Annotated in this window: 19 protein-coding genes; 12 read left to right on the forward strand and 7 right to left on the reverse strand. The window is 65.7% G+C overall.

The genetic code is table 11. The features are described 5' to 3' along the window. Positions 1–92 precede the first annotated feature (92 nt). The 4 genes from galE to C7R54_RS06015 all read right to left on the reverse strand — a co-directional run bounded on the left by galE (position 93) and on the right by C7R54_RS06015 (position 6,160). Positions 93–1,148, reverse strand: a complete 1,056-nt coding sequence (galE, locus tag C7R54_RS06000; RefSeq protein WP_129149205.1) for a UDP-glucose 4-epimerase GalE — start codon at positions 1,146–1,148, stop codon at positions 93–95. Positions 1,149–1,212: 64 nt separating this feature from the next. Then, positions 1,213–2,673 (reverse strand): phosphomannomutase/phosphoglucomutase, encoded by a 1,461-nt coding sequence (locus C7R54_RS06005; protein WP_192903596.1) that lies wholly within the window; start codon positions 2,671–2,673, stop codon positions 1,213–1,215. 19 nt (positions 2,674–2,692) lie between these two features. Further along, entirely contained in the window at positions 2,693–4,885 is a 2,193-nt protein-coding gene (locus tag C7R54_RS06010) for a polysaccharide biosynthesis tyrosine autokinase (RefSeq protein WP_240039382.1), read from the reverse strand. A 135-nt stretch (positions 4,886–5,020) separates the two neighbouring features. Beyond that, entirely contained in the window at positions 5,021–6,160 is a 1,140-nt protein-coding gene (locus tag C7R54_RS06015) for a polysaccharide biosynthesis/export family protein (RefSeq protein ID WP_129149208.1), read from the reverse strand. 267 nt (positions 6,161–6,427) lie between these two features. On the opposite strand from C7R54_RS06015, the gene C7R54_RS06020 reads away from it, so the two are divergent. From C7R54_RS06020 to C7R54_RS06075, 12 genes are all read left to right on the forward strand, one after another. After that, the gene (locus tag C7R54_RS06020; protein WP_129149209.1) at positions 6,428–7,837 is read left to right on the forward strand and encodes an undecaprenyl-phosphate glucose phosphotransferase; all 1,410 of its coding nucleotides are present in this window, start codon (positions 6,428–6,430) and stop codon (positions 7,835–7,837) included. Positions 7,838–7,874: 37 nt separating this feature from the next. Next, a complete protein-coding gene (locus tag C7R54_RS06025; protein WP_129149478.1) occupies positions 7,875–8,420 on the forward strand; it encodes a GDP-mannose mannosyl hydrolase in 546 nt (181 codons plus the stop codon). Then, positions 8,417–9,856: a mannose-1-phosphate guanylyltransferase/mannose-6-phosphate isomerase gene (locus C7R54_RS06030; protein WP_129149210.1), complete on the forward strand. Its 1,440-nt coding sequence runs from the start codon at positions 8,417–8,419 to the stop codon at positions 9,854–9,856. Before C7R54_RS06025 ends, C7R54_RS06030 begins: the two co-directional genes overlap by 4 nt. 206 nt (positions 9,857–10,062) lie before the next feature. After that, positions 10,063–11,175, forward strand: a complete 1,113-nt coding sequence (gene gmd / locus C7R54_RS06035; protein ID WP_129149211.1) for a GDP-mannose 4,6-dehydratase — start codon at positions 10,063–10,065, stop codon at positions 11,173–11,175. A 7-nt stretch (positions 11,176–11,182) separates the two neighbouring features. Then, entirely contained in the window at positions 11,183–12,136 is a 954-nt protein-coding gene (gene fcl / locus C7R54_RS06040; RefSeq protein ID WP_129149212.1) for a GDP-L-fucose synthase, read from the forward strand. A 32-nt stretch (positions 12,137–12,168) separates the two neighbouring features. Next, positions 12,169–13,485, forward strand: coding sequence for a lipopolysaccharide biosynthesis protein (locus tag C7R54_RS06045; protein ID WP_129149213.1), 1,317 nt, complete (start codon positions 12,169–12,171; stop codon positions 13,483–13,485). 40 nt (positions 13,486–13,525) lie between these two features. After that, entirely contained in the window at positions 13,526–14,464 is a 939-nt protein-coding gene (locus tag C7R54_RS06050) for a glycosyltransferase family 2 protein (protein ID WP_240039383.1), read from the forward strand. Between the two features lie 43 nt (positions 14,465–14,507). Then, positions 14,508–15,899, forward strand: coding sequence for an O-antigen ligase family protein (locus C7R54_RS06055; protein WP_129149214.1), 1,392 nt, complete (start codon positions 14,508–14,510; stop codon positions 15,897–15,899). After that, positions 15,892–17,016, forward strand: coding sequence for a glycosyltransferase (locus tag C7R54_RS06060; protein WP_129149215.1), 1,125 nt, complete (start codon positions 15,892–15,894; stop codon positions 17,014–17,016). The genes C7R54_RS06055 and C7R54_RS06060 overlap by 8 nt, the downstream gene beginning before the upstream one ends. Positions 17,017–17,042: 26 nt before the next feature. Further along, positions 17,043–17,939 (forward strand): glycosyltransferase family 2 protein, encoded by an 897-nt coding sequence (locus C7R54_RS06065; protein ID WP_129149216.1) that lies wholly within the window; start codon positions 17,043–17,045, stop codon positions 17,937–17,939. 38 nt (positions 17,940–17,977) lie between these two features. Next, positions 17,978–18,571 (forward strand): putative colanic acid biosynthesis acetyltransferase, encoded by a 594-nt coding sequence (locus C7R54_RS06070; protein ID WP_129149217.1) that lies wholly within the window; start codon positions 17,978–17,980, stop codon positions 18,569–18,571. After that, entirely contained in the window at positions 18,568–19,845 is a 1,278-nt protein-coding gene (locus C7R54_RS06075) for a glycosyltransferase WbuB (RefSeq protein WP_129149218.1), read from the forward strand. Before C7R54_RS06070 ends, C7R54_RS06075 begins: the two co-directional genes overlap by 4 nt. A gap of 253 nt (positions 19,846–20,098) precedes the next feature. On the opposite strand, the gene C7R54_RS06080 is transcribed toward C7R54_RS06075, so the two are convergent. The 3 genes from C7R54_RS06080 to C7R54_RS06090 all read right to left on the reverse strand — a co-directional run bounded on the left by C7R54_RS06080 (position 20,099) and on the right by C7R54_RS06090 (position 24,019). Further along, the gene (locus C7R54_RS06080; RefSeq protein WP_129149219.1) at positions 20,099–20,764 is read right to left on the reverse strand and encodes a helix-turn-helix transcriptional regulator; all 666 of its coding nucleotides are present in this window, start codon (positions 20,762–20,764) and stop codon (positions 20,099–20,101) included. 284 nt (positions 20,765–21,048) lie between these two features. Beyond that, positions 21,049–21,822 (reverse strand): response regulator transcription factor, encoded by a 774-nt coding sequence (locus C7R54_RS06085; RefSeq protein WP_129149220.1) that lies wholly within the window; start codon positions 21,820–21,822, stop codon positions 21,049–21,051. Positions 21,823–22,375: 553 nt separating this feature from the next. Next, positions 22,376–24,019, reverse strand: a complete 1,644-nt coding sequence (locus tag C7R54_RS06090) for a glucosamine inositolphosphorylceramide transferase family protein (RefSeq protein ID WP_129149221.1) — start codon at positions 24,017–24,019, stop codon at positions 22,376–22,378. Positions 24,020–24,147: the final 128 nt, after the last annotated feature.

Here is a 24,147-nt window from a genome sequence, read left to right on the forward strand (position 1 = left end):
GCATCGCAATCCACGTGCCCGCCTGGCCCGTCCCCCTGCCCCCCGCGGCCCTATGTCCATTATGCCCATGCACGGGCGCGCTCCCCCGGACCTTACGAGGCCGGGGCGGGAGCCGTTACGCCATAACCTTGGGGATTGCGCTGTTGCCAGCGCCAGCCATCCTGGCACATGCTCTCCACGCCCAGCGTGGTGCGCCAGCGCAGCACCTCCCGCGCAAGACTGGCATCGGCCCATACCTTGTCGACGTCGCCGGGGCGGCGCGGTTCTATGCGCACCGGTATCGCCTGGCCGCTGACCCGTTCGAAGGTCTGCACCAATTCCATCACGCTGGTCCCTTTCCCGGTACCCAGGTTGATGGCGATGAAGCCCGTGTGCGAGCTCGCATAATCCACCGCCCGCACATGGCCGACCGCCAGGTCCATCACGTGCAGGTAGTCGCGGACACCGGTTCCGTCCTCGGTCGGATAGTCCACGCCGAAAACCTTGAGGAAAGGCTGCTGCCCCACCGCCACTTGCGTGATGTAGGGAAAGAGATTGTTCGGCGTATCGCGCGGGTTCTCGCCTATCATGCCGCTCGGATGCGCGCCGATGGGATTGAAATAGCGCAGCGTCACCACGCTGAAGCTGGCGTCGGCGGCGCAGACGTCCTGCAAGATCTGCTCGACGAAGAGCTTGGTGCGGCCGTAGGGATTCGTCGGCGCCAGCGGGTGCTGCTCCGTGAACGGCAGGAAGCGCGGCACGCCATAGACCGTGGCGGACGAACTGAACACCAGGCGCTGCACGCCGCCGGCGCGCATGGCCATCAGCAAGGCCACGGTGCCCGCCACGTTGTTGTCGAAGTACTTCAACGGATCGCTCACCGACTCGCCCACGGCTTTCACGCCGGCCAGGTGCAGCACGCACTCGATCGGCCGCTTGTCACGCCGGTATATGGCCAGCACGGTCTCCACCAGGCCCGGCGTGCGGATATCGCCCTGGATCAGCGGAATCGAGGTTCCGGTGAGTTCCTCCACCCGCCGCAGCGCGTCGCGGCTGCCGTTGCTCAGGTTGTCCAGCACCACCGGCTGGTAGCCGGCGGCGATCAGTTCCACCAGGGTATGGCTGCCGATATAGCCGGCGCCGCCCGTCACCAGAAGATATGACGACATTACCGCTCCCGCTGCGAAGCACGGCCGCCGTGGCCGCGCCTCGCGACTGTTGAACACCGCGCGCCTAGAACGGCAGGCGCAAGTCCGGCGCCACGCTCAGCAGCTGGCGCCTGAAGTCTTCCTGGATACGCGACAGCGCCGTCCCGCTGTCCGCCTCGAAACGCAGCAGCACGGCATTGCCGCCACATGCCACACGCGCCAGGCCGAACCCATCCTCGTATTCGACGCGCAGGCCATCCAGCTCGATGACCTCGCGCGCGCCCATGAAGCGGCCGCGCGCCCGCAAGGCGTCAACCAGCCAGGGCGCCTCGATGCCGGCCAGGTCCAGCTTCAGCGCCGGGGTCACGCATTCCAGCGGCAAGGCATCGAGCAGGGCCGAGGGCGACTCGTGCGCGGCCACGATCTCCAGCAGGCGCGCGGCGGCGTACAAGGCATCGTCATGGCCGTGCCAACGGTCCCGGAAACGGAACTGGCCGTCCATCTCGCCGGCCAGCATGGCCCCGCATTCCCGCATCTTGCCGGCGATGTGGGCCGCCCCGCCCCGCCACATCACCGGGCGGCCGCCCAGCCTGCGCACCTCGCGCGCAAGATTGCGCGAGCCCTCGACGTCGTAGACCACGTGCGCGCCGGCATGGCGCGCCAGCACGTCGCGCGCGAAGAGCATCAGCAGGCGATCCGCCGAAATCGCCGCGCCCGACCGCGTCACCACGGCCAGCCGATCGCCGTCGCCGTCCACCAGCAGTCCCAGTTCGTTGTCCGAATAACGCAGATTCGCGGCCAGTCCCGCCAGGCGGCGGGGGTCGGACGGGGCCATGCGCGGCCGCGTATAGGCTTCCGCGCTATCGCTGGACAACTCGGTCACCTCGCAGCCCAGCGCCTCCAGCAACGACGGCGCCAATGCCGCCGTCGCGTCGTAATTGCAATCCAGCGCCACCTTCACGCCACGCGCCAGCCGCACATCGCTGGTTACCCGCGCCACGTAGCAGGGCGACGCCGCGATATGCATGCGCGCGCCCGCCGCCTCCACCGCGCGCACGCGGGCATCGGCCTGCCGTTGCGCGCGCACCTCGTCCTGCAAGCCGCGCAGGTCGTCGCCGACCAGCGGCTCCCCGGACATCATGATCTTGAAACCATTCTGGTTCTCTTCATCATGTCCGCCCGTCACCATCACGCCCGCGCCGGTCTCGGTCAGGCGCGTGGCGAAATACATCAAGGGCGTGGCCGCCATGCCGATATCGATGACGTGCGTACCGCTCGCCCGGATGCCCGCTTGCAGGGCCGCGGCCAGCTCGACGCTGGCAAGGCGCGCATCCTTGCCCACCACGATGGCCCGCACGCCGCGCCGCCGCGCCCGCGTGCCCAGCACCACGCCCAGGCCGTGTGCGTAGGCGGCGTCGATGTCCCGCGGCACCTGCCCGCGAATGGCATCCGGCTCGCAGGGCGCGGGCGGCAGCTCGGGCATGCGCGCCGTGGCGGCCCCGGCGGGCGCCAGCCCGGCCTGACCGGGATTCCATATCGATTGCATAGATCCCTCGCCGCGCGCGTCAGGGCTGCTTTTCACCGTAGTAGGCCGCCCGCGCATAGCGGTAGCGGCCGTACTTCGACCGATAGCCCAGCCCCTCGGACTCCAGCTTCAGGCCGTTGAGCACCACTCCCGCCACCGGCGCCCCGGCGGCGACCAGGCGCTTGGCGGTCTCGCGGATCTCGCCCACCGTGTTCATGCCGGCGCGAACCACCAGCATGACCGCCGCCGCATGCGCTCCCACCACGGCCGCGTCGGACGACGACAGCACCGGCGCGGTATCCACGATCACGATGTCGTAGTCGGTGGCGAGCGCCCGCAGGCATTCGCCGAAGGCTTCGGACGCCAGCAGTTCGGAGGGATCGAAGGTCACCTTGCCGGTGGAGATGAAATCCACCCCGTTCATGATGTTCCGCTTGGTCACGGCCTCCAGCGGCACCGTGCCCGCCAGGACATCGAACAGGCCATTGTCCGACGACGTCGCGAAGTAACGGTTGAGATGGCCGCGCCGGAAATCGGCGTCGATCAGCAGGATGCGCTTGCCCACTGCCGCCTGGATGAACGCGAAGTTGGCCGACAGGAAGGACTTGCCCACGCCGGCGATCGGCCCGGTGAAGACAACCACGTTGTTGTCCGTGTCGCGCATCGCCACCTGTAGCACCGTGCGGAAGCTGCGCAGGCTCTCGATGGACGGCGTACTGCCGTTACTCTGGGCCAGCAAGGCCGGCAGGCGCGAGTTCTTGCGCCTGCTGCGCCGCCACAGGCGGTCCTGCAATTCGCTGTACGGAATGGTGGCGAGCACCGGCAGGCCGGTATAGCGCTCGATCTCCTCGGGATCGCTCAAGCCGCCGAACAGCGCGTTGCGCACGAAGGCCACGATCAGGCTAAGTACCAGGCCGATGGCGGCCGCCGCGCCGATGACGATGGGCGCCTTCGGACGCAGGGGCTTCTCCGCCGCCACGGCGGTATCCACCACCCGCACGGTACCGACCTTGCCGGCACGGACCAGGCGCAACTGCTGGGCGTTGTTCAAAAGCGCGGTGTAGAGCTCCGTGTTCACCTTGACGTCGCGCACCAGGCGAACCACGTCCTGTTCCAGGTCCGGCAGTTCCTTGATCTTGGTATTGAGCCGATTGACATCGCCGCCCAGCGAGGCGATCTGGCGGTCGATGGCCTCGATGCTGGGATGCGACGGCGCGAACCGCGTCATCAGTTCCTGCCGCTTGGTCTGCAGTTCGAAGATCTTGTTCTGCGCCGCGACCGATTGCCCCAGCACCAGCTTGGCTTCCTCGCCCAGGTCTATGGTGCCGCGGGCGTTGCGCAAGGCGTTGTAGCGGGTTTCCGACGCATCAAGTTCCTTCTTCAGCACCGGTAGCTGCTGGTCGAGGAAAGCCAGTGACTTTTCCGCCTGCGCGGTCTTGCGGTTGACGTTCTGCCGCACGTACTCCTGGCCGATCTCGTTGAGCACCGCGGCGGTCAGCACGGGGTCGCTGCCCTGCAGCGTGACGCCGATCACGCCGGATTGCCGGCCGCGCTCGAAGATGCCCAGGCGCGACTGCACGGCCTCGGTCGCTTCCAGCCGTGAGTTACGGATGATCGTGAAGTGCGTCTCGGGCGCGCCCTCCAGCGCGTCGATCTGCACGTCTATCGTCCCCCCGGGCACCTGGAAGCGTTCGAGCTGGCCCACGTGCCCCTCGAAGCGCCGGCCATTCACCGGTTCGATCAGTTCGTACGCGCCGGCGCCCAGCGCGATCACATCCAGCTTCTTGCCGATCAGGTCGTTCGGCACGTCGATGCGGTTGACCCGTATGCGCTCGCCGCCCCACGCATATCCGCCGGGAATGGCCTGCGTAATGGACGACGGCAGCGAGAAGCTTTCACGATGCTCGGCCAGCCACCGGCCCACCAGCGGAAAGTACCTGGGCTCGGCTTTCAGGTAGAGCTGGTAGTAGTCGACGGCATGCCCCACCACCAGGCGCGAACGGAGTATCTCCATTTCGCCCGACGTCGCCTGCTTCACGTCGAAGATGGAAGACACGTCTCCCAGCATGCTCTTGGCGGCGGTCGGCGTTTCCTCCTCGACCTGGACGGCGATATCGGATTGGTAGACCGGCGTGGCGAGCATGAAGTAGGCCAGGCCCAGCAGGGTCGCCAGCAAAGTCACCAGGATGATCATGCCGCGGTTTGCCAGCAGCACGTCCATGTAGGAGGTCATGGGCGTTTCAGGCTGTCGGGCGGACGCGTACTCTAGCTGAAGAGGGGGCTGCATGGTGTCGACTCGCTAAAAAGTAAAGGACTGACACGAAGGGCCGGCACCCGCCGGCCCGGTACTGCCCGTCACGCCGCCGTTTTATTGATGCTGGACGGCGGTGACGGTCTGCACGGTCTGGGCGCTGGGGAACAACAGCGAAATGAAGCGGTTCCAACGCACCAGGTTGCCGGCGTCGACGAACACGATGTCCTTCGCCTGCAACGGGAACTTGCCTGCCACTGCCAAGGCTTGCGGCGAACTGCTATCCAGGTGATAGACCTCCGGCGTCGCGTTCGGCAAGGAACGCACCACGAAGATTTGCGACGGGTCGCTGCTCGTCTGGCTGGGACCACCGACCTCGCCCAGGGCTTCGGCCAGCGACATCTCGCCGTCGTGCATCAAGAGGCCCGAGGGCAAGGTGACCTCGCCCATCATGTAGATCTTGTTGTCGCCCCGCGCCACCACCCGCACGATGTCCCCCGACTGCAGCATGATGGACGTCGGATCGATGTTGGCGGCCGTCAACTTGTTCATGTCGACGCGTACCGTCTGCCCGTGGCGCGTCACGTAGACGCGGCTACGATCGGCCGTGGGCAACACGCCGCCGGAACGATTGATCGCCTCCGGCAACGTCATCGGAACATCGGTAATGGGCATGGGTCCGGGCGTCTTCACTTCGCCTTCCACATAGACACGTTTGCTTCGATAACCTAGCACGCGCACCGTGATTTGAGGATCCTGAATATAGTTACGCGATCCCCGGATGAGGGAGTTGCGAACCTGGGCCTCCGTCATCCCGGCTACCTTCACAAGGCCTACGTAGGGGAACTGAACGTAGCCATCCGAGGACACGGGATAGCCCGGAATGCCAGCCCCCGTATCCCCAAAGGTAAGTTCGGTTGGCCCCGTACCAATGCTGTAGGTCTGGGTAGGAAGGACTAGTTCCGGATGGTCCCAGACCACGATAGAAAGGATGTCCCCGGGTCCGATCACATAGGGGGTGGGCTTGCCGATAAGATTTCGAACGTTTTCCGGAACGGGCGCGCTGGCTGCCTCGGTCATCTCACGCGCGAGCGATGGCGTGATTTCCTTGACGGTCACGACACTGTTGGGATCGTTGGGATCGACCTGGAAATCGGACTTGTAGCGCATGCCCGGCGCGAACGCGCACGCGGCCAGGGACGAGATAAGCACGGCCATGGCGGCTGCGCGAGAGAACGTACGAAGAAGTGTGTTCATGGCGTTCCACTGAAAAAAGAGTCGCGTGCTGCGGGAAATGCGCCCCATCGGGCGTATCGAGGCAAGTGTGTCGCGGTACTACCGTTGGGTAACGGGTTGCGACATTCCACGCGATTTCGCGGTTGGCGCACATTGGGCTGATGGCCTAATACTTCACTTACGCCCTTTGGACGTTTCGACGCCGGCGGCCCATGCCTATGATTTTTCGCAGACATAAAGCATGACGCGCCGCCGCAAACAGGCGGCGCGCCACCTTGGAGCGCTCCCATGGAAACGTCCTCGTTCGACGTGTCGGGCAAGCTGCCTGGCACGAGCTCCCTGTTTCGTGCCGCGGATGCCGCGCTGGTGGCCATCGCCGGCATGGCGGCGATCGAATGGCAGGCCGCACGCACGGGCGTCGAGGTGTCTCCCATACACGGCCTGCTCGTGTACTTCTGCGGGCTGGCCACGCTGGTGGTCTTCCCGGCCTTCCAGCTTTACGGGTCGTGGCGCGGCCGTCCCATACATGAACTGGCGATACGCAGCATCGCGGCGTGGACCGTGGTGTTCGCGATGGGACTGCTGGTCGGCTTCCTGACCCACCAGATCGCCTATGTGTCGCGCTTGTGGGCTGCCCTCTGGTTTGTCACGGGCGCCGCGGGCCTGACCGGCCTGCGCCTGGGCGTCTACACCGCCTTGCGCAAGGCGCGCGACCGCGGGTTGAACCACAAGCGGGTGCTGCTGATCGGCTTCGGCACGCTGGGCCACGATATGTGGGCGCGCGTGGCGGCGACCCGCACGGCGGGCTACGAGGTCATGGGCATCTACTGCGAAGGCAAGGAGCAGCTGCCGCCCGGCGTGCGGCGCCTTGACGACCTGCGCGCCATTTCGGCCTTCGTGCGCCAACACGAAATCCGCGAGGTCTGGCTGGCGCTGCCGATGGAGGCCGGCCAGGCCGTTCGTGAAGTCATGTACTTCCTGCGCCACGATCTCATCGACATCCGCTGGATTCCCGACGTGCTGTCCGTGCGCCTGCTGGGCCATCGGGTCGAGGAGTTCCTGGGCGTGCCCGCGATCGAACTGAACAGCCTGCCGGCCGCCGGCATACGCGGCGTGTCCAAGGCCGTCTTCGACCGCGTCTTCAGCGCGCTGGTGCTGCTGGGACTCTCTCCGGTGATGCTGGTGATCGCCGCATGGATCAAGCTGGACTCGCGCGGTCCCGTGTTCTTCACGCAGCCGCGCCTGGGCGTCGATGGCCAGGTCTTTCGCGTCTACAAGTTCCGCAGCATGACCGTGCACGAGGAAAAGAACGGCGTGGTGACCCAGGCGACCCGCGACGACCGCCGCGTGACGCGCATCGGCGCCTTCCTGCGCAGGACCAGCCTGGACGAACTGCCGCAGTTCATCAATGTGCTGCGCGGCGAAATGTCGGTGGTGGGGCCGCGCCCGCACGCGCTGGAGCACAACGAGCAATACAAGGACCTGGTGGCGCGCTACATGATGCGCCATCGCGTCAAGCCGGGCATTACCGGCTGGGCGCAGATCAACGGCCTGCGGGGGCAGACGGAGACCGTGCACAAGATGCGCGACCGCGTGGAGTTCGACCTGTACTACATCCAGAACTGGTCCTTCCTGATGGACCTGCGCATCATCGCCCGGACGGCGATTTCAGGATGGACCGGGAAAAATGTCTACTGACCAGACGGTCGCCACGCGGATGTCAGGTGCACCGGCCATGCCGGCGCCGCGCCTGAGCCCGGCCGAATTCCGCCATGGCGTCGCGCTGCTGCCGCTGGTCTCCATCGACCTGCTGCTGCGCGACGCCGGCGGACGCTACCTGATCGGCCTGCGCGGCAACCCGCCCGCGCGCGGCAGCTGGTTCGTGCCGGGCGGGCGCATCCGCAAGAACGAGTCCCTGCACGCGGCGCTGCGGCGCATCTGCGAGGACGAACTGGCGCTGTCGCTGCCGAGCGACTGCTGGCGCCTGCACGGCGTGTACGAGCATTTCTACGAGGACAACTTCGCGGGCGAGACGGACCGCGGCACAACACCCCACGACACCACGGGCCGCGGCACCACGGACTGCAGCACTCATTACGTGGTGCTGGCCTATCTCGCCCAGTTGCCGGCGCACCTGGGCAGCCTGCAGGCCGAGGACCGGCTGGGCCGGCTGCCCACCGACCAGCACAGCGACTACCGCTGGGCGCACCCGCGCGCCATGGCGCAGGACGACACCGTCCATCCCTACACCAGGGCCTACTTCACGGAGCAGATGCGATGACCTCTCCCCATCCCGAATTCCGACCCGTCATTCTGTGCGGCGGTTCCGGGTCACGTTTGTGGCCTCTTTCGCGCGAACTGCTGCCGAAGCAGTTCATCCGCCTTACCGGCGAACGCAGCCTGCTGCAAAACACGGTGCTGCGCACGCTGCGCCATGCGGGGGCCGCGCGTCCCATGCTGGTTTGCAATGCGGCGCACCGCTACATCGCCATGGAACAAATGCAGGAACTGGATGGCGCCGCGCCCGGCGGGTCCGACGTGGAACTGTTGCTGGAGCCTTGCCCGCGCAATACGGCCCCCGCCATCGCGGCGGCCGCGCTACGCGCGACGCGCGACGGCGACGACCCTGTCATGCTGGTGATGCCGTCGGACCATGTGATCGAGGAAGGCCCGGCCCTGGACGAGGCCTTCGAGCTGGCCCACCAGGCCGCCAGCGAAGGCGCCCTGGCCCTGTTCGGTGTGCGCCCCACCGCGCCCCTGACAGGCTACGGCTACCTGCGCACCGCCGCCGGCGCACGCCCCTGGCAGACGGTCGAGGCCTTCATCGAAAAGCCCGACGCCGAACGCGCCGCCGCATTCCTGCGCGAGGGCGGGTACTACTGGAACAGCGGCATGTTCGCCTTCCGGGCTTCGATCTTCCTGCACGAACTGGGCCGTCTGGCGCCGGACATGATGGCCAGCGTGCGCGAAGCCGTGCTCAAGGGCAGCGGCGACGACGCCATCTTCACCCTCGACCCGCGCGCGTTCGGCGCGTGCCGTTCGGATTCCATCGACTATGCCGTGATGGAGCGCACCGACAGCGCCGTGTCCGTGCCCCTGGACGCCGGGTGGAGCGACGTGGGCGCCTGGGACGCGGTCTGGGACATCGCCGCCAAGTGCCCGCAGGGCAATTCCAGCAGCGGCGACGTGATGATCGACGACTCGCGCAACTGCCTGGTCCACTCGACCCATCGCCTGGTGGCCACGCTGGGACTGGACGACATCGTCGTCATCGAGACCGCCGACGCCGTGCTTGTCGCGCACAAGAGCCGCACCCAGGACGTCAAGCGCATCGTCGAGACCTTCCGCAGCCAGCATCGCGAGGAGATGTCCCATCACCGCGAGGTACGCCGTCCGTGGGGGTCCTACGACTCCGTCGGACAGGGGCCGCGCTACCAGATCAAGCGCATCACGGTGAAACCGGGCGCCCGCTTGTCGTCGCAAATGCACCACCACCGCGCCGAGCACTGGGTGGTGGTCTCGGGCACGGCCCGCATCCACAACGGCGACAAGGACTTTCTTTTGACGGAGAACCAATCGACCTACATCCCCCTGGGCGAGGTCCACTGCCTGGAGAACCCCGGCAAGATCCCGCTCGAACTGATCGAGGTGCAGTCGGGCGCCTACCTGGGCGAGGACGACATCGTGCGCTTCGAGGACATGTACGGCCGCGTCTAGGCGCGGGCGTGCCGGCGTGGCGCCGCCGGCACGCGATGGCGGCGGCAGCGGGGCGGCCATGAGCGTGATGGTCGCCATGACCGCAATAACCGCAATAACCACCATACGGACTAGATCGACACGGGCGCCCTAGGACCTCCGGCCGATACCCCGGCCGGCATTGCATCTGTAGTCTTCATCGGACACTCAGCCTAAAGGATACAACCATGCCAAAACGGGCATTGATCACTGGCATTACCGGACAGGACGGCGCCTATCTGGCGGAATTCCTGCTTGGCAAGGGTTACGAAGTGCACGGCATCAAGCGCCGCGCATCGATGTTCAATACCGCGCGCATCGACCATCTTTACCAGGATCCGCACGAAAAGCAGCGCAACTTCTTCCTGCACCATGGCGATATGACCGATGCGTGCAGCCTGATCCGCATCGTGCAGGCCGTGCAGCCGGACGAGATCTATAACCTGGCCGCGCAGAGCCACGTCGGCGTGTCCTTCGAGGAGCCGGAATACACGGCCAACGCCGACGGCCTGGGCACCCTGCGCCTGCTGGAGGCCATGCGCATCCTCAAGATGGAGGACCGCACGCGCTTCTACCAGGCCTCGACGTCGGAACTGTATGGGCTGGTGCGCGAGGTCCCGCAGCGGGAAAGCACGCCCTTCTATCCGCGCAGCCCCTATGCCGTGGCCAAGCTGTATGCCTATTGGATCTGCGTCAACTACCGCGAAGCCTATGGCATGTATGCCTGCAACGGCATCCTCTTCAACCACGAATCGCCCCGTCGCGGCGAAACGTTCGTCACGCGCAAGATCACCCGGGCCCTGGCCCGCATCGCGCTGGGCCTGGAGAAATGCCTGTATCTGGGCAACCTGTCGGCCCTGCGCGACTGGGGCCACGCGCGCGACTACGTCGAAATGCAATGGCTGATGCTGCAACAGCAGCAGGCCAGCGACTTCGTCATCGCCACCGGCATGCAGTACAGCGTGCGCGACTTCATCAATATCGCCGCGCGCGAGCTGGGCATCCTGCTGCAATGGGAAGGCGAGGGCCTGACCGAAACCGCCACCGTGCTGATGAGCCCCGCCTACGAGCGGGTCAGGCCCGGCCAGGTCATCGTGCGCGTGGATCCGCGCTACTTCCGCCCCACGGAGGTCGAGACGCTGCTGGGCGACCCGACCAAGGCGCGCGACAAGCTGGGCTGGACGCCGCGCACGACCTTCGAGGAGCTGGTGCGCGAGATGATCGCCAGCGACCTGAAGGAGGCCCAGCGCGATGCGCTGGTCGAGGAAAACGGCTACGAAGTCTACGCCTACAAGGAGTGAGCACGTCATGGCCGATCTGGAACAACGGGTATATGTGGCCGGCCATCGCGGGATGGTCGGATCGGCCATCGTGCGCGAACTGCGCCGCCAGGGCTATCGCCACATCGTCACGCGGGGGCGCGACGAACTGGATCTGGAGAACCAGAACCAGGTCAACCGCTTCTTCTGCACGGAGAAGGTCGACGTGGTGTACCTGGCGGCGGCCAAGGTGGGCGGCATCCTGGCCAACGACACCTATCCCGTCGATTTCCTCTATCGCAACCTGATGATCCAGAACAACGTCATCCGCGCCGCCCATGCGGCGGGCGTGCGGCGGCTGCTGTTTCTCGGATCGTCCTGCATCTATCCCAAGCTGGCGCCCCAGCCCATCCGCGAGGATGCGCTGCTGACGGGGCCGCTGGAACCGACCAACGAAGCCTACGCGATCGCCAAGATCGCGGGGCTCAAGCTGTGCGAAGCCTATAACCGCCAGTACGGGACGCAGTACGTGTGCGCGATGCCGACCAACCTGTACGGGGAGAACGACAACTACGATCTGCGCAACAGCCATGTGCTGCCCGCGCTGATCCGCAAGTTCCATGAAGCCCGCGAGAGCGGCGCATCCTGCGTCACGCTGTGGGGCAGCGGCACGCCGCGCCGCGAATTCCTCTACGTCGACGACCTGGCGCGCGCCTGCGCCCTGCTGATGCAAGTCGACGGCGCCCAGGGGCTCTACAACGTCGGCGTGGGCGAGGACCTTACCATCGCCGAATTGGCGGCGCTGGTGGCGCAGGTGGTCGGCTACCAGGGCGACGTGGCCTACGACCGCACCAAGCCGGATGGCACGCCGCGCAAGCTGCTCGACGTCGGGCGCATCCAGGCGCTGGGCTGGCGCGCCGAAATCGGCTTGCGGCAAGGCATCCAGATGACCTATCACCATTACCTGCGGCAGGCTGCCAGCCAGCCGCTGCCGCTGGCCTGACGACGGGCCTGGAAACCGGGGGAGTCGCGCGCATGCGTGGGCTGATCAAGAAGTACATCGGCTCCAATGCCTCTTTCTGGGGGCTCATGGAGTATGGTCTGGGACCATTGGTGGCGCTCGCCGCGACGCCGGTGTTGCTGCGCCAGCTGGGAACGGTGGGCTTCGGCCAGTTCGCCATGATCATGGCGCTGGCCGGGTTCGGCAACGTCGCCAACCTGGGCGCCGCGGTGACCGGCACCAAGCTGGTCTCCGAGCGCCTGCACGAGCCCGACGGCGCCCATCGGGGCGCCGCGGTGGCCTTCGCCCTGGTGGCCTGCGCGCTGGCGGGCGTGACCGCGATCGGCCTGGCGGGATGGGGGCTGGTGGCCTGGATCTGGCCGCATGCCACCTTCGGCGGCATCGCCATCACCACGCTGGCCCTGCCCGCCCTGCTCGTGTATCTCAGCCAGCAGTTCGATCAATTGTTCACGGGCTGCCTGAAGGGCCGCGAAGCCTTCGCCGGCACCGCCATCTGCGAAGTCAGCGGACGGCTCACCGCCTACACCGTGACGTGCCTGGTGGCCATGCTGACGGGGTCCCCCACCATCGCCGCCCTGACCCAGGCCGCCGGCCTGCTGGCCACCGGCCTGGCCAAGATGCACCTGTTCGCCCGCGCCAGCCGGCGCTGGGTCGTGCGTCCGTTGCTGGACCGGGCCGCCATGGGCGCCGCCTTCCGGTTCTCGCGGTGGTCCTGGCTGAACAGCCTGAGCGCGGTGGCCTTCGGCTCGGTCGACCGCATCCTGGTGGGCTCGCTGCTGGGACCGGCGACGCTGGCCATCTACACCATCGGTGCGCAGGTCGGCCAGATCATCCACACCGCGTCGGTCGCCGTTTTCCAGAAAACCATGCCCTTGATCAGCCGCCTGGCGGCGGCGCCCGACGGCGGGGTCGCGGTGGCGCGCGAGGTGCGGCGGCTTATGACCATCAATGTCAGCCTGTCGGTGCTGGGCAGCGTCGTCGCGCTGGCCGCCAGCGCCCCGCTGCTGGGGCTGATGCTGGGGCACCACGGCTATACCGACGGCCACCTGGCCACCTTCCGCCTGCTGATCGTCGCCGCCGCCCTGCTCTCCCTGAACGTGGTCGCCCACTTCTCCCTGCTGGGCATGGGCAACGGCCGGGCGGTGGCGGTGCTCAACGGCGCCGCCGGCGCCGTCATGGTCTGCCTGCTTTTCCTGCTGGTCGGCCCTTTGGGCGAGGCAGCCGCCGGCTGGGCGCGTATCGGCTATTCGCTGACGACGCTCGCCGGCATCTACCTGGCGCTGCGGCAGTCGCATGCCCAGCGCTACATGCCCGTCGCGGCGGCCCGATAACGGGACGGACGCGACCGGCTCCATGCATCACGCTACACACATGTTGAGGTTATTCATGCGCAAGCGCTACCAGAAAGCCACCCAAGAGCTGAAGGACTTCGTCTCCGGCCTGCATGTCTCGCCACCCCAGGTCCTTCCAGCACTGGGCGCGGACGAGGCCGCCAACCTGCCGAAGATCACCATCGTCACGCCCTCGTACAACCAGGCGCGCTTCCTGGAGCGGACCATGCTGTCCGTGCTCAACCAGGGCTACCCCAAGCTGGAGTACATCGTCATCGACGGTGGCTCCACCGACGGCAGCGTGGACATCATCCGCAAGTACGAAAAATACCTGACGTACTGGGAAAGCGAGCCCGATCGCGGGCAGTCGCACGCGATCAACAAGGGCTTCGCCCTGGCCACCGGCGACTACATCGGCTGGCAGAACTCCGACGACCTGTACTTCCCGGGCGCGCTGATCCGGCTGGGCCGCGCCGCGGCGCGGCGGCGGCCGCCGCTGATCAACGGCCATCTTTTCATCGCCAACGCCGACAACCAGATTTTCCGCCAGGTCTACTACACGCCCATGGACCGGCGCAAGCTGACGGTGGTGAAGGCATCCATTCCCAACCAGGTCGCCCTGTTCCGCCGCGACGTGCTGCAGCGGCACGGCTTCCTGAAGGAAGAGATGCGCTACTGCATGGACCTGGAACTCTGGAGTCGCCTGCTGCACGACGGGCCCAACCTCATCGTCCCGTCGGCGCTGGGCGTCTACACGGCCCATGACGAAACCAAGACGGCGCTGATGCACGACGTCCATGTCAGCGAGCGGGCGCAGATCGTCGACCATATCCGGGCCGAGAGCCATATCGGCCCCTTGTTCGGCCTGTCCTGCCGGGCGGCCAAGGTGGCGGCCCATGCGCGCCAGGGCGACATCGATTACCTGGTGGAGAAAATCCTCCACAAGATGGCCGGTCGCGACAACTGGCAAGCCCATTGACCGGCAAGCCCATCCACCGGTATGCCCCCAGGAAGACGCCATCATGTTTCGCCTAACAAGTGCCCGGACAACGCAGCGCTTTTCCACCCTGCCCCTGCTATGCGGCATCCTGTTCACGTCGCTGGCGATGAACAACGACATCTTCTTCATCGGCGCGGGCGGCTTCAAGCTCTCGCCCTTCGATTTCATGTTCGTGGGCATGGTGCTGTTCAAGGTGCTGCGCCTGGCCGACCCGCGCGCTTATACCTTGCCGCCGCCGCGCATCACGATGCTGCTGTTCATCAATGCCCTGGTGGTCGTGTATCTCTTCCTGGTCTCCGGCAACCGGCCGGGGATCGACAGCGGGGACGTGGCCCGCGACATCCGCATCGTGCTCTATTTCGTCGTCACACCCTACCTTTGCTACAAGGACATCGATAGCGCCGATGCCTATCGCAAGCTGCAGTGGGCGTTGGTCATCACCGGATTGGCGGTATCGACCATCATGCTGGGGCAGCAGGTGGTGGGCTTCAACACGGCCGAGCCGCTGCGCGACGTCAGCCTGGGCATCTGGGTGCTGCCTCTCTCCATCGTCTCGCTGCTCTATTTCCGCCAGCACCTGGGGCTGAAGCCGCGCACGGCCTACCTGATGACGCTCTACATGCTGATGGCGCTGGTGTTCTCGCTGAACCGCAGCCAGTACCTGCAGCTGGGCGCGTCGGTGGGCATCGCCGTCCTGCTGGGAAGCCGGGTGGGCGCCTTCCGCAACGCGGTCAAGATCTTCGTTCCCGCCGCCGTCGCCGGCATCCTGCTGTTCGCCTCCATCGGCTACCTGGAAGTGCTGGAGTCGCGCGTGCTGACCGTCGAGGCGCTGGACGAGGACTCCAGCTACGGCGCCCGCGTGGAAGAATACGAAGGCCAGATGGACCTGTTCCGCGAATCGCCCTGGTTCGGGCACGGCGCCGGCTACCGCAGCTGGGTGATGGGCGAGCAAGGCTTCGAACTGAGCACCTTCGCGCACAATTCCTGGGCCTTCTACCTGATGAAGTTCGGCATCATCGGTACCGTCGTCATCATGGCGCCCTGCCTGCTGCTGATGCTGCTGTCCCTGGGGCGGCGCTACGCCGACCCGGAGCTGGAGCTGCACCGACGCTACCTGATCGCCACCGCGCCGGTCTATATCTTCATCGACTCCTTGTCCGGGGGGCTGGCCTATGCGCCGAAGACCGCATTTACCGGCTTCCTGCTGACCTACTGCCTGTCACTGCTGCGCAACGACGTGCGGGCGCCCGCCGCCGCGTCCCAGGCGTCGACACCGGTGGTCGTCTACCCCATTCGTCCTCCGGTATCGGTGCCGCCCATGCGGGCGGCCTGGCCGGCCCGCTCCGATCCGCGTTCCATCGCGCCGGCCCGGCCGGCTTCCTCCACCCCTCCCCGGTTGCCGCATCATGGTTGATATTCTTTTCGTCGTACCCGATTTGCATCGCGGCGGCGTTGGCCGCTGCGTCTACTCGATGGTAGAGGAGTTGCCCGGACACAATGTCACCACATCGCTGTTCTGCCTGCGCGAGATCGAGCACGAGTTCTCGCCCAGCCGCGCCACCGTCACGCGGGCCTACCACCGCAAGCTGAGCAATCGCGCGATGCAGCTGCTGGCGCCCCTGGCCTGGTTCAAGCTGCTGGCGGCCATCCGCCGTGAACGCCCCGCCGTGGTCTGCTCGCACGGGTTGCTGTGCAACCTGATGGTGGCGGCGGCGCGCCGGATCATGCCCGGCTCCTTCCGCAGCGTGGCCTTCGAGCACAACAGCCCGTCGGCGCACTACCGCAGCACCGAAAAAGGCCTGCTCAAGCGCATGCTGCTGCGCCTGAGCTATGGCGCGCACGACACCGTGGTGGGCGTATCGCAAGGCGTGGTGCGCGACCTGGTCGCGATGGTGCCCGCGCTACGCAAGAAATGCCGGCACGTCTACAACGGCGTGCCGCTGGACCATGTGCGGGAACAGGCCCGCGCGGGCGCCGCGCCCCTGCCGGACGAGGGTACGCTGCGTGTGGTGTCGATAGGACGGCTGGTGCATACCAAGGGCTACCAGACCCTCCTCGATGCCGCCGTCCTGCTGGACGATCCGACGATATCGTTCACGATCATCGGCGAGGGACCGCAGCGCGCCGAACTCGAACAGCAGATACGAGGCCTGAGAACGCGCAGCCGCATCCACCTGTGGGGCCATGTGGACAATCCTTTCCCCGCGCTCGCGGCCGCCGACATCTTCCTGTCGGTCTCCGAGCGCGAGAGCTTCGGCCTGTCCCTGGTGGAGGCCCTGTGCCTGGGCGTTCCGATCATCGCGACCGACTGCCCGTCCGGCCCGGCCGAGATCCTGGACGACGGACGCTTCGGCGAACTGGTGCCGGTGGGCGACGCCAACGCCGTGGCGCGCGCCATCCGCCAGCTGGCCCACGACCGCGCGCGGCGCCAGCACCTGGCCGACCTGGGTCCGAGCCGCGCGCAGGACTTTTCCCTGGAACAGCACTGCCACAACGTGGTGGACCTGTTCCAACCCTTGATGCAACGGTAAACGCGATTCCGCGTGGGAGTTTGTAGATGAGCCGTATTCCCGTCTCTGTCGTCGTCATGACGAAGAACGAAGAACGCAATATCGAGAAATGCCTGCGCGCCCTGGCGGATTTCGACGAGGTCTTCGTCATCGATTCGGACAGCACCGACCGCACCGTCGAACTGGCGCGCGAGTTGGGCGCCATCGTCGTCCCTTTCCAATGGAACCGGAAGTATCCGAAGAAAAAGCAATGGTGCCTGGACAACCTGCCCTTCTCCCACGACATCGTGCTCTACGTCGATGCGGACGAGGAAATGACGCCGCCACTGGCGCGCGAGATCGCCGCCAGCCTGCCCCGCTTCGATGAAGGGCTGGGTGGCGCGTTCATCGGCTTCGACTATTCCTTCTGCGGCAAGCGGCTGCGGCACGGCCATCGCGTCTACAAGCTGGCGCTGCTGCACCGCCGCCGCGCGCGCTTCCTGGACTACAACGACCTGGATGTGGCGCACATGTGGGAAGTCGAAGGCCATTACCAGCCCGAAGTGCTGGGCGGCACGTTCGTCATGAAGGGGCGCATGGGGCACAACGACCATGACACCCTTTACCACTATTTCGACAAGCACAACCGCTACTCCGACTGGGAGGCGAATCTCCGCGAGAAAGGCCTGATGAACGATCCGCGCGAGGCCAACATGGGCATGCGCTCCACGCTCAAGCGGATATTCCAGGCCTTGCCCTTCAAGGCGCCCGCGGTCTTCCTCCATACCTACGTATTCCACCTGGGCTTTCTCGACGGCAAGGCAGGGCTGGACTATGCCGTGGCCCGGGCCATGTATTACTGGCAGATCGGCCTGAAATCGAATGAGGTGCGCGCCGCGCGGCTTGCGGCCGCCAAGGCCGCGCAATCCGATCCTGTCTCATCGGTTTCCCAATCCGCGCGCTGAGGCGCGAGCCTTGCCCAACCGAGTACTAGGAGCCCGTCATGGACACCCTTCCATCCTCCCCGCCGGCCCTGGAGACCTTCCAGCGGCTCAATCTCTTCCGGCTGCCCGCCGGCTTCCGGGGGCGCAATGCCGTCTATGTGCAATTGTGGTGGATGGTGCACTCCACGCTATTCCGCTATTCGCCGCAGTTCGCCTATGGCTTCCGGCGCTGGCTGCTACGCCTGTTCGGCGCCGATATCGGCGACAAGGTGCTGGTCCGCGCCAGCGCCCGCATCACCTACCCGTGGAAGGTGCGGATCGGCGACTACTCGTGGATAGGCGACGACGTGGTGCTGTACAGCCTGGGCCGCATCGATATCGGCAGCCACGCGGTGGTATCGCAGCGTAGCTACCTCTGCGCGGGCGACCACGATGCGGCCATGCCGGACTTTCCCATCCGCGGCCTGCCCGTCATCATCGAGGACGGCGCGTGGGTCGCCACGGACGTCTTCGTGGGGCCAGGCGTGACGGTGCGCAAGGACGCCGTCGTGGGTGCGCGCAGCTCGGTCTTCAAGGACGTTCCCGCCGGCATGATCTGCCACGGCACGCCGTGCCGTCCCATCCGCCCCCGCACCTCGACGATCCGCTCATGAAAATACTGATCCTCGGTATCAACTTCGCGCCGGAGCTGACCGGCACCGGAAAGTACACCGGCGAGCTGGCCGCGTGGCTGGCCGCGCGCGGCCACGACGTCACCGCGATCACGGCGCCGCCCTACTACCCGCAATGGCAGGTGCATGACGGCTACCGCGCGGGCCGCTACGCCAGCGAAACCTGGCGTGGCGTGCGGGTGTGGCGCGCGCCGCTGTGGGTGCCCCGGACGCCCGGCGGCCTGAAGCGCCTGCTGCACCTGGCGTCCTTCGCGCTGAGCAGCCTGCCGCTGCTGCTGCGTGGCATGGCGCGGCGTCCCGACGTCGTGCTGGTGGTCGAGCCGCCGCTGTTCTGCGCGCCGGCCGCGCTGGCGGCGGCGCGGCTTTGCGGGGCGCGCGCCTGGCTGCACATCCAGGACTACGAGGTCGACGCGGCCTTCGAGCTGGGCCTGCTCAAGGGCAAGCGCCTGCGCCAAGCCGTCGGCGCCGTGGAGCGCTGGATGATGCGCCGCTTCGACCGGGTATCGACCATCTCGCAACGCATGCTGGCACTGGCGCGCGACAAGGGCGTGGACGATGCGCGGCTGATGCTGGTCCCCAACTGGATAGACGTCGGCGCCGCGCGCGCCAGCGCCGAAGCGGCCGCCCGCGCCGGCCACGGCGCCGCCGGCTATCGGCGGCAGCTGGGCATTCCGGACGATGCGGTGGTGGCGATGTACTCGGGGAATATGGGTGGCAAGCAAGGGCTGGAAACGCTGGCGCAAGTCGGCCGCGTGCTGCGCCGCGAGTCGCGCCTGCATTTCGTCTTCGGGGGCGCCGGGCCGCAGCGCGCCCCCTTGCAGCAGGCCTGCGACGGCTTGCCGCGCGTGCATTTCCTGCCGCTGCAGCCGGCCGAACAGTTGCCCGCCTTGCTGGCCTGCGCCGATATCCATCTGCTGCCGCAACGCGCCGGCGCCGCCGACCTGGTCATGCCGTCCAAGCTGACCGGCATGTTGGCCAGCGGGCGCCCCGTGATCTGCGGGGCGGCGCCCGGAACGGAGTTGGCCAAGGTCGTGGCCGGCTGCGGACTGGTGGTGCCGCCGGAGAACCCGCGTGCCATGGCGCGGGCGCTATTGACCCTCTCGCGGGACGCGGACTTGCGCCGGCGCCTGGGCGCGGCCGCGGCGCGGCACGCGCATATCCATTTCCATACGGATACCGTGCTGGGACGGCTGGAAGATGCACTGGTCCAGTTCGACAGCCGTCGGCCATCCGTCCACGAACCGGCAAAAAGATAAGCCGGAGGGACGGCCATCCCGGCGGGGAGGCCCACCCCCTACCCGCTGCGCGGGCCCCTGGAAAGCCCACCCCTACCCGCTGCGCGGGCCCCCTCAAGGGGGCGGCGTTAGCGGACCGGCGAAGCCGGATCCGCTACGCCCTGGATGGGCAGCGAAGCTTGCCATCGGTCGCGGCCTGACGGGCATCGAGGCTTGCCGCGGGCTTTTTCTTTGGCGGCAGCAAGCGGCGCGGCGGCGCGGCGCGGGGCGCTATTTATTTCGGCGAGTCCGTGTCCTCGTCCTTGTCCCCCAGCAATCCCTGCTGGACCGCGATGAAGGCCGCTTCGGCCTGGTTGCGCGCGTTCAGCTTCCAGTACAGGGTGCGCGCATGGCTCTTGACCGTCGCGACCGATATGCCGATTTCCTTGCTGATTTCACGCATGGTGCAACCCTTGGCCAACAGCCGCAGGATCTCCTCCTGCCGTGGCGTCAGCATGCGCATCGGGCCATAGGCTCGCTGCGCCGCGTGCTGCGAGCCCTGCACGGCCTCGACGATGAGACGGGGGAAACACTGTCCGCCCGCCAGCACCAGATGCACGGCCGCGGTGATGGCCTCGGGCGTGGAGTTCTTGGCAATGAAGCCGCACACGCCCTGGCGCGCCGCCTCGGCCATCACGCGCGTATCGAGCGTGTCGTACAGGATCAGGGCATAGCGAGGCGCCAGCTGCGCCTGCACGCTCGCCAGCATGTGCAGGTCGACATCGGCGACACCTGTGATGCCCAGCACCACAAGCTCCACCGGCCGCACCAGCGACAGCGACAGTTCATTGAGTTTTTGCGGCGCCATGGACATGACGCTTTCGGGACTGCGCGCCGACTCCAGGATATGCTGGATGGCGATGCGCAGGATGGCGTATTCCTCGATCAGTACGGTAGTCATCGGCGGGGAACCTCGTCACGTCGTGCGGGGCGTCCCACCGGGAATCGCGAATCACGGATCCATCTCATTCGCGAGCGGGAACAGCCACGACCATGCTATCAGTGACACGTCCCCTTGCCTCTCCGTCTTGCGGATGACGGCAACGGCACCATACCGCGTGCCGTGAACCGCCGTCCCGAAAGCAACATCCGCCATGCGTGTGGCGGCTGCAGTCATGCCGCTCATGCATTAGGATGCGCTCGCTCGCCTCCCGACCGGCGAACGACCACGGGACAGCGGGGATCTTATTGTGGCCTGCCCCTTTCGTATGCAACGCCGTTCTGGTTTCCCGCGTCCCAATCGAGCGTCGCCCCACGCTGCAAGGCGGTATATACGGCTTCGCCCTTGTTCTTCACCTGCAGCCTTTGGTAAAGCGTGCATGCATGGGTCTTGGCCGTCGCCACGGAAATATTCAGCATGCGGCTGACGGTCTTGATTGGATAGCCTCGCGAAAGCAGGACCAGCACTTCATACTGGCGCGGCGTGATCTTCAACAGCTGGGCGCCGGCCGTCACGGGCATGGCCATCTTGGCCACGCTGACGCCGTCCATATCGTTCAAGGGTACGGACAACGACGTGTGGGTCATACTCCCCAGCGTCACGGGCGGAGCGTCATGCGCCACCTGGCCCATCTGACCACTCGGGAAACATTGGCCACCGGCCATCACCAGCCGGATGGCGGCCTCCAGAACTTCGATGGAAGCCGTCTTCATAAGGCAGCCGTGGATGCTGCCTTCAGGCAGGCGCGAGAGCGCTTGCATGGGCATGCTGTCCACCAGCAGGAGGATACGTTTGGGAGCCAGCACGCGGCGCACTTCAGCCAGCGCCTGCCAGCCTGCCTCGGTTTCGATCGGCATGCCAAAAATCAGCAGTTCGGCCGATCGGTTCTGCTCGGCGGCCTCGCCCAGGTTGGCGAGATCCAGACCGACTATTTCCCAAACACCTTCAACCTTGCCAAGAATTTGACGCAATCCCAGCCTCAACAGCGGATGGGCTTCAACCAAGACCATTTTCGACATAGCTTTCCCCAGAGGACAACGTTCGTTGCAACAAGAAGAAATGCAGAAGTGATAAGCGTGCAGCGCGGACACACGTATATAGTTTTCTTGTTTGTATTGCTTGCCAGCCGCGTGGACGAGCACTAGGCGGGCCGACCGACACTTTGGGTAGCCATCTGTTAGGATGACGCGACCCATGTTATGGGTTGAATTCATCAAAAGCAAGCTTTGGCGAACGACATAAACGGATATGAATCGCAGTCAACCGTTAGCGTCATTCAAAATAACTAATCTACCTGCGTCGTTTTTTTCGCCCTACAAAGCCACGGTAAAAATATGAAGAAATAATCCGGAAAAGATGTATAAAAACAATTCTACGTGCAAGTCAATGCAAGTATCCCGGCGCGTAGAAACCCTCCTCATCAGCTCGAAAGCCTTTATCCATGCGGCTTTCCGGAGATCCGGAAATACCGCCCTCAACGCCGCCTTACAGCCGTACAGATACCAACGACATTCAGGACATAATTTCGAAGAGTTATTCCGTACGCTATATTTTTCGATATTCGCGCACTTGTTATTCCATAAATGCAAAGTCGAATACCGTATGACCACCGTGATGATGCCAGTGGTGCATGGAGGCAAATGGCTTGCGCAGGAAACTGGGGTAATGCACCTGCCCTTCCGCTTCGCTATACGTCGAAGGTGACAACTCTTCGATGCGGTTCAGGGAGACCCCCTTGCCGTAGTGCAGGAAACCCTGTGTCTGCGCGCAGCGGATGACGTCGCCGTTCCCGTCCACCACCATTCCGGCGTTGCGGGCCTTGACCGGCGACCGGATGATGGGATTCAGGGCATGGGGCGTCCAGGTGGTGGCGTCCGGGCGGTCGGCATAAAACGCGAACAGCTCGTCGCAGTGGCTGGTGCCATCGGCCCGGTCGATATTGGTGAATAGCCACCAGTATTTTCCGTGGAAAAACACGATCGTATCCACGGCCGACACATTGCTCATCAACACTTCGTGAATTTCCCATTTCAATGGAAACTCGGTGCATCGCCATAACTCTATAGTCCGGTTTCCACACGTTTCGGGGACCATATATGTCGCACCGTTGTAGTGAAATATGAAGGGGAACGACAAGTGATAAGGCAGGTCCAGCACCGTCCCCAGGAACCGGAAGGCCCCGTCGGCGTAACTCGCGACCGAGATCTTTCCCTTGCGCTCGCGGAAGTCGTAATCCTCAAAAAAAACATAAGGCCGGCCTTCGTGCGTGTAGACGAAGGGGTCGGCGAAGAAACGCCCCTTGGGGGGCTCGAGGACGGAAGCCGCCAATGCCGCCATCGGCTCGTGCGCGCTCGGGCACATTGCAATGCGCCAGGTAACGTTGCGCTTCATGGCCTTGCGCAGGACGAGACCGGAAATCATCCACGCCTGGCGCGCCAGATAGGCAGCGCCATCCCACTGCGCCGGCCGCCGGCGCGCGTCGATGCCTTGTATCCCCGCGTCTTTCGCGATAGGCGCGGGATGCGCCGTCGGGCTGGACGTCTTCGGCGCGGCGCGCAGCGTATCGAACAGCATGAAATTGCCGAGGCTCAATGCCCGTGCCCGGTTTTTCAGCCAGAAAGGCTCCGTATTGAAACTGCGGGCATCGAGCAGCACGTCGCCCTGCTCCACGGCGCCCACGCGCCAAAGCTTCACCGTCGTATGATCCGCCCGCTGGTAGACCTCCCAGAAACCGGCGTGGGTCACATCGGCCTGCCCCTCCAGCTCGGAATGGGCGAGCAGCCAGGCCCCACGCCGGGCCACGTCCGTGAACGCCCCCCGCACCGCCGGCAGCCCCAGGATCAGGATAAGATCCAGCCCCAATCCACGCATGGCCGCAAACGCCTCGTCCTCGCAAGCCACCAGGTCACCGCGCTCGTCGCGCCGCAATGTCAGCCGCAACAGCGGAATGCCCGCGGGCACGGATTCCGCCAGCGCCCGCGGCGCCAACTGCGCGCGGTGGCGGGTATTCAGTATCCGGTTTTCCAGCCTTGCCACCGGCCCCAGTCCGACGCTGGACCACGGCTGCGCGCGGCCGCGCGGCCCGTCGTCCGCTTCGGCGACAAGCAGGGCCGACACTTCATACAGGTCGTCACGCCTCAACCAGTCGGCGACTTCATGGATCCAACCGGGTTGGTTCGGCGCGCTCACGAGCAACGCAACCTTCGCTTTGTCCATTCTTGTATCCAAAGTTGAGTGGGTAAAAACGCACCTGCCACAGATATTGCGCGCTGTAATGCGAGCGCTCCAGAATGCGTTCACCCTAGGCCGGACGAGCGACGCAGCCGGGCTGGGCCCTAAGACGT

It is taken from the genome of Achromobacter aloeverae, from assembly GCF_004121055.1.
GTDB classification, from domain to species: domain Bacteria; phylum Pseudomonadota; class Gammaproteobacteria; order Burkholderiales; family Burkholderiaceae_B; genus Bordetella_C; species Bordetella_C aloeverae.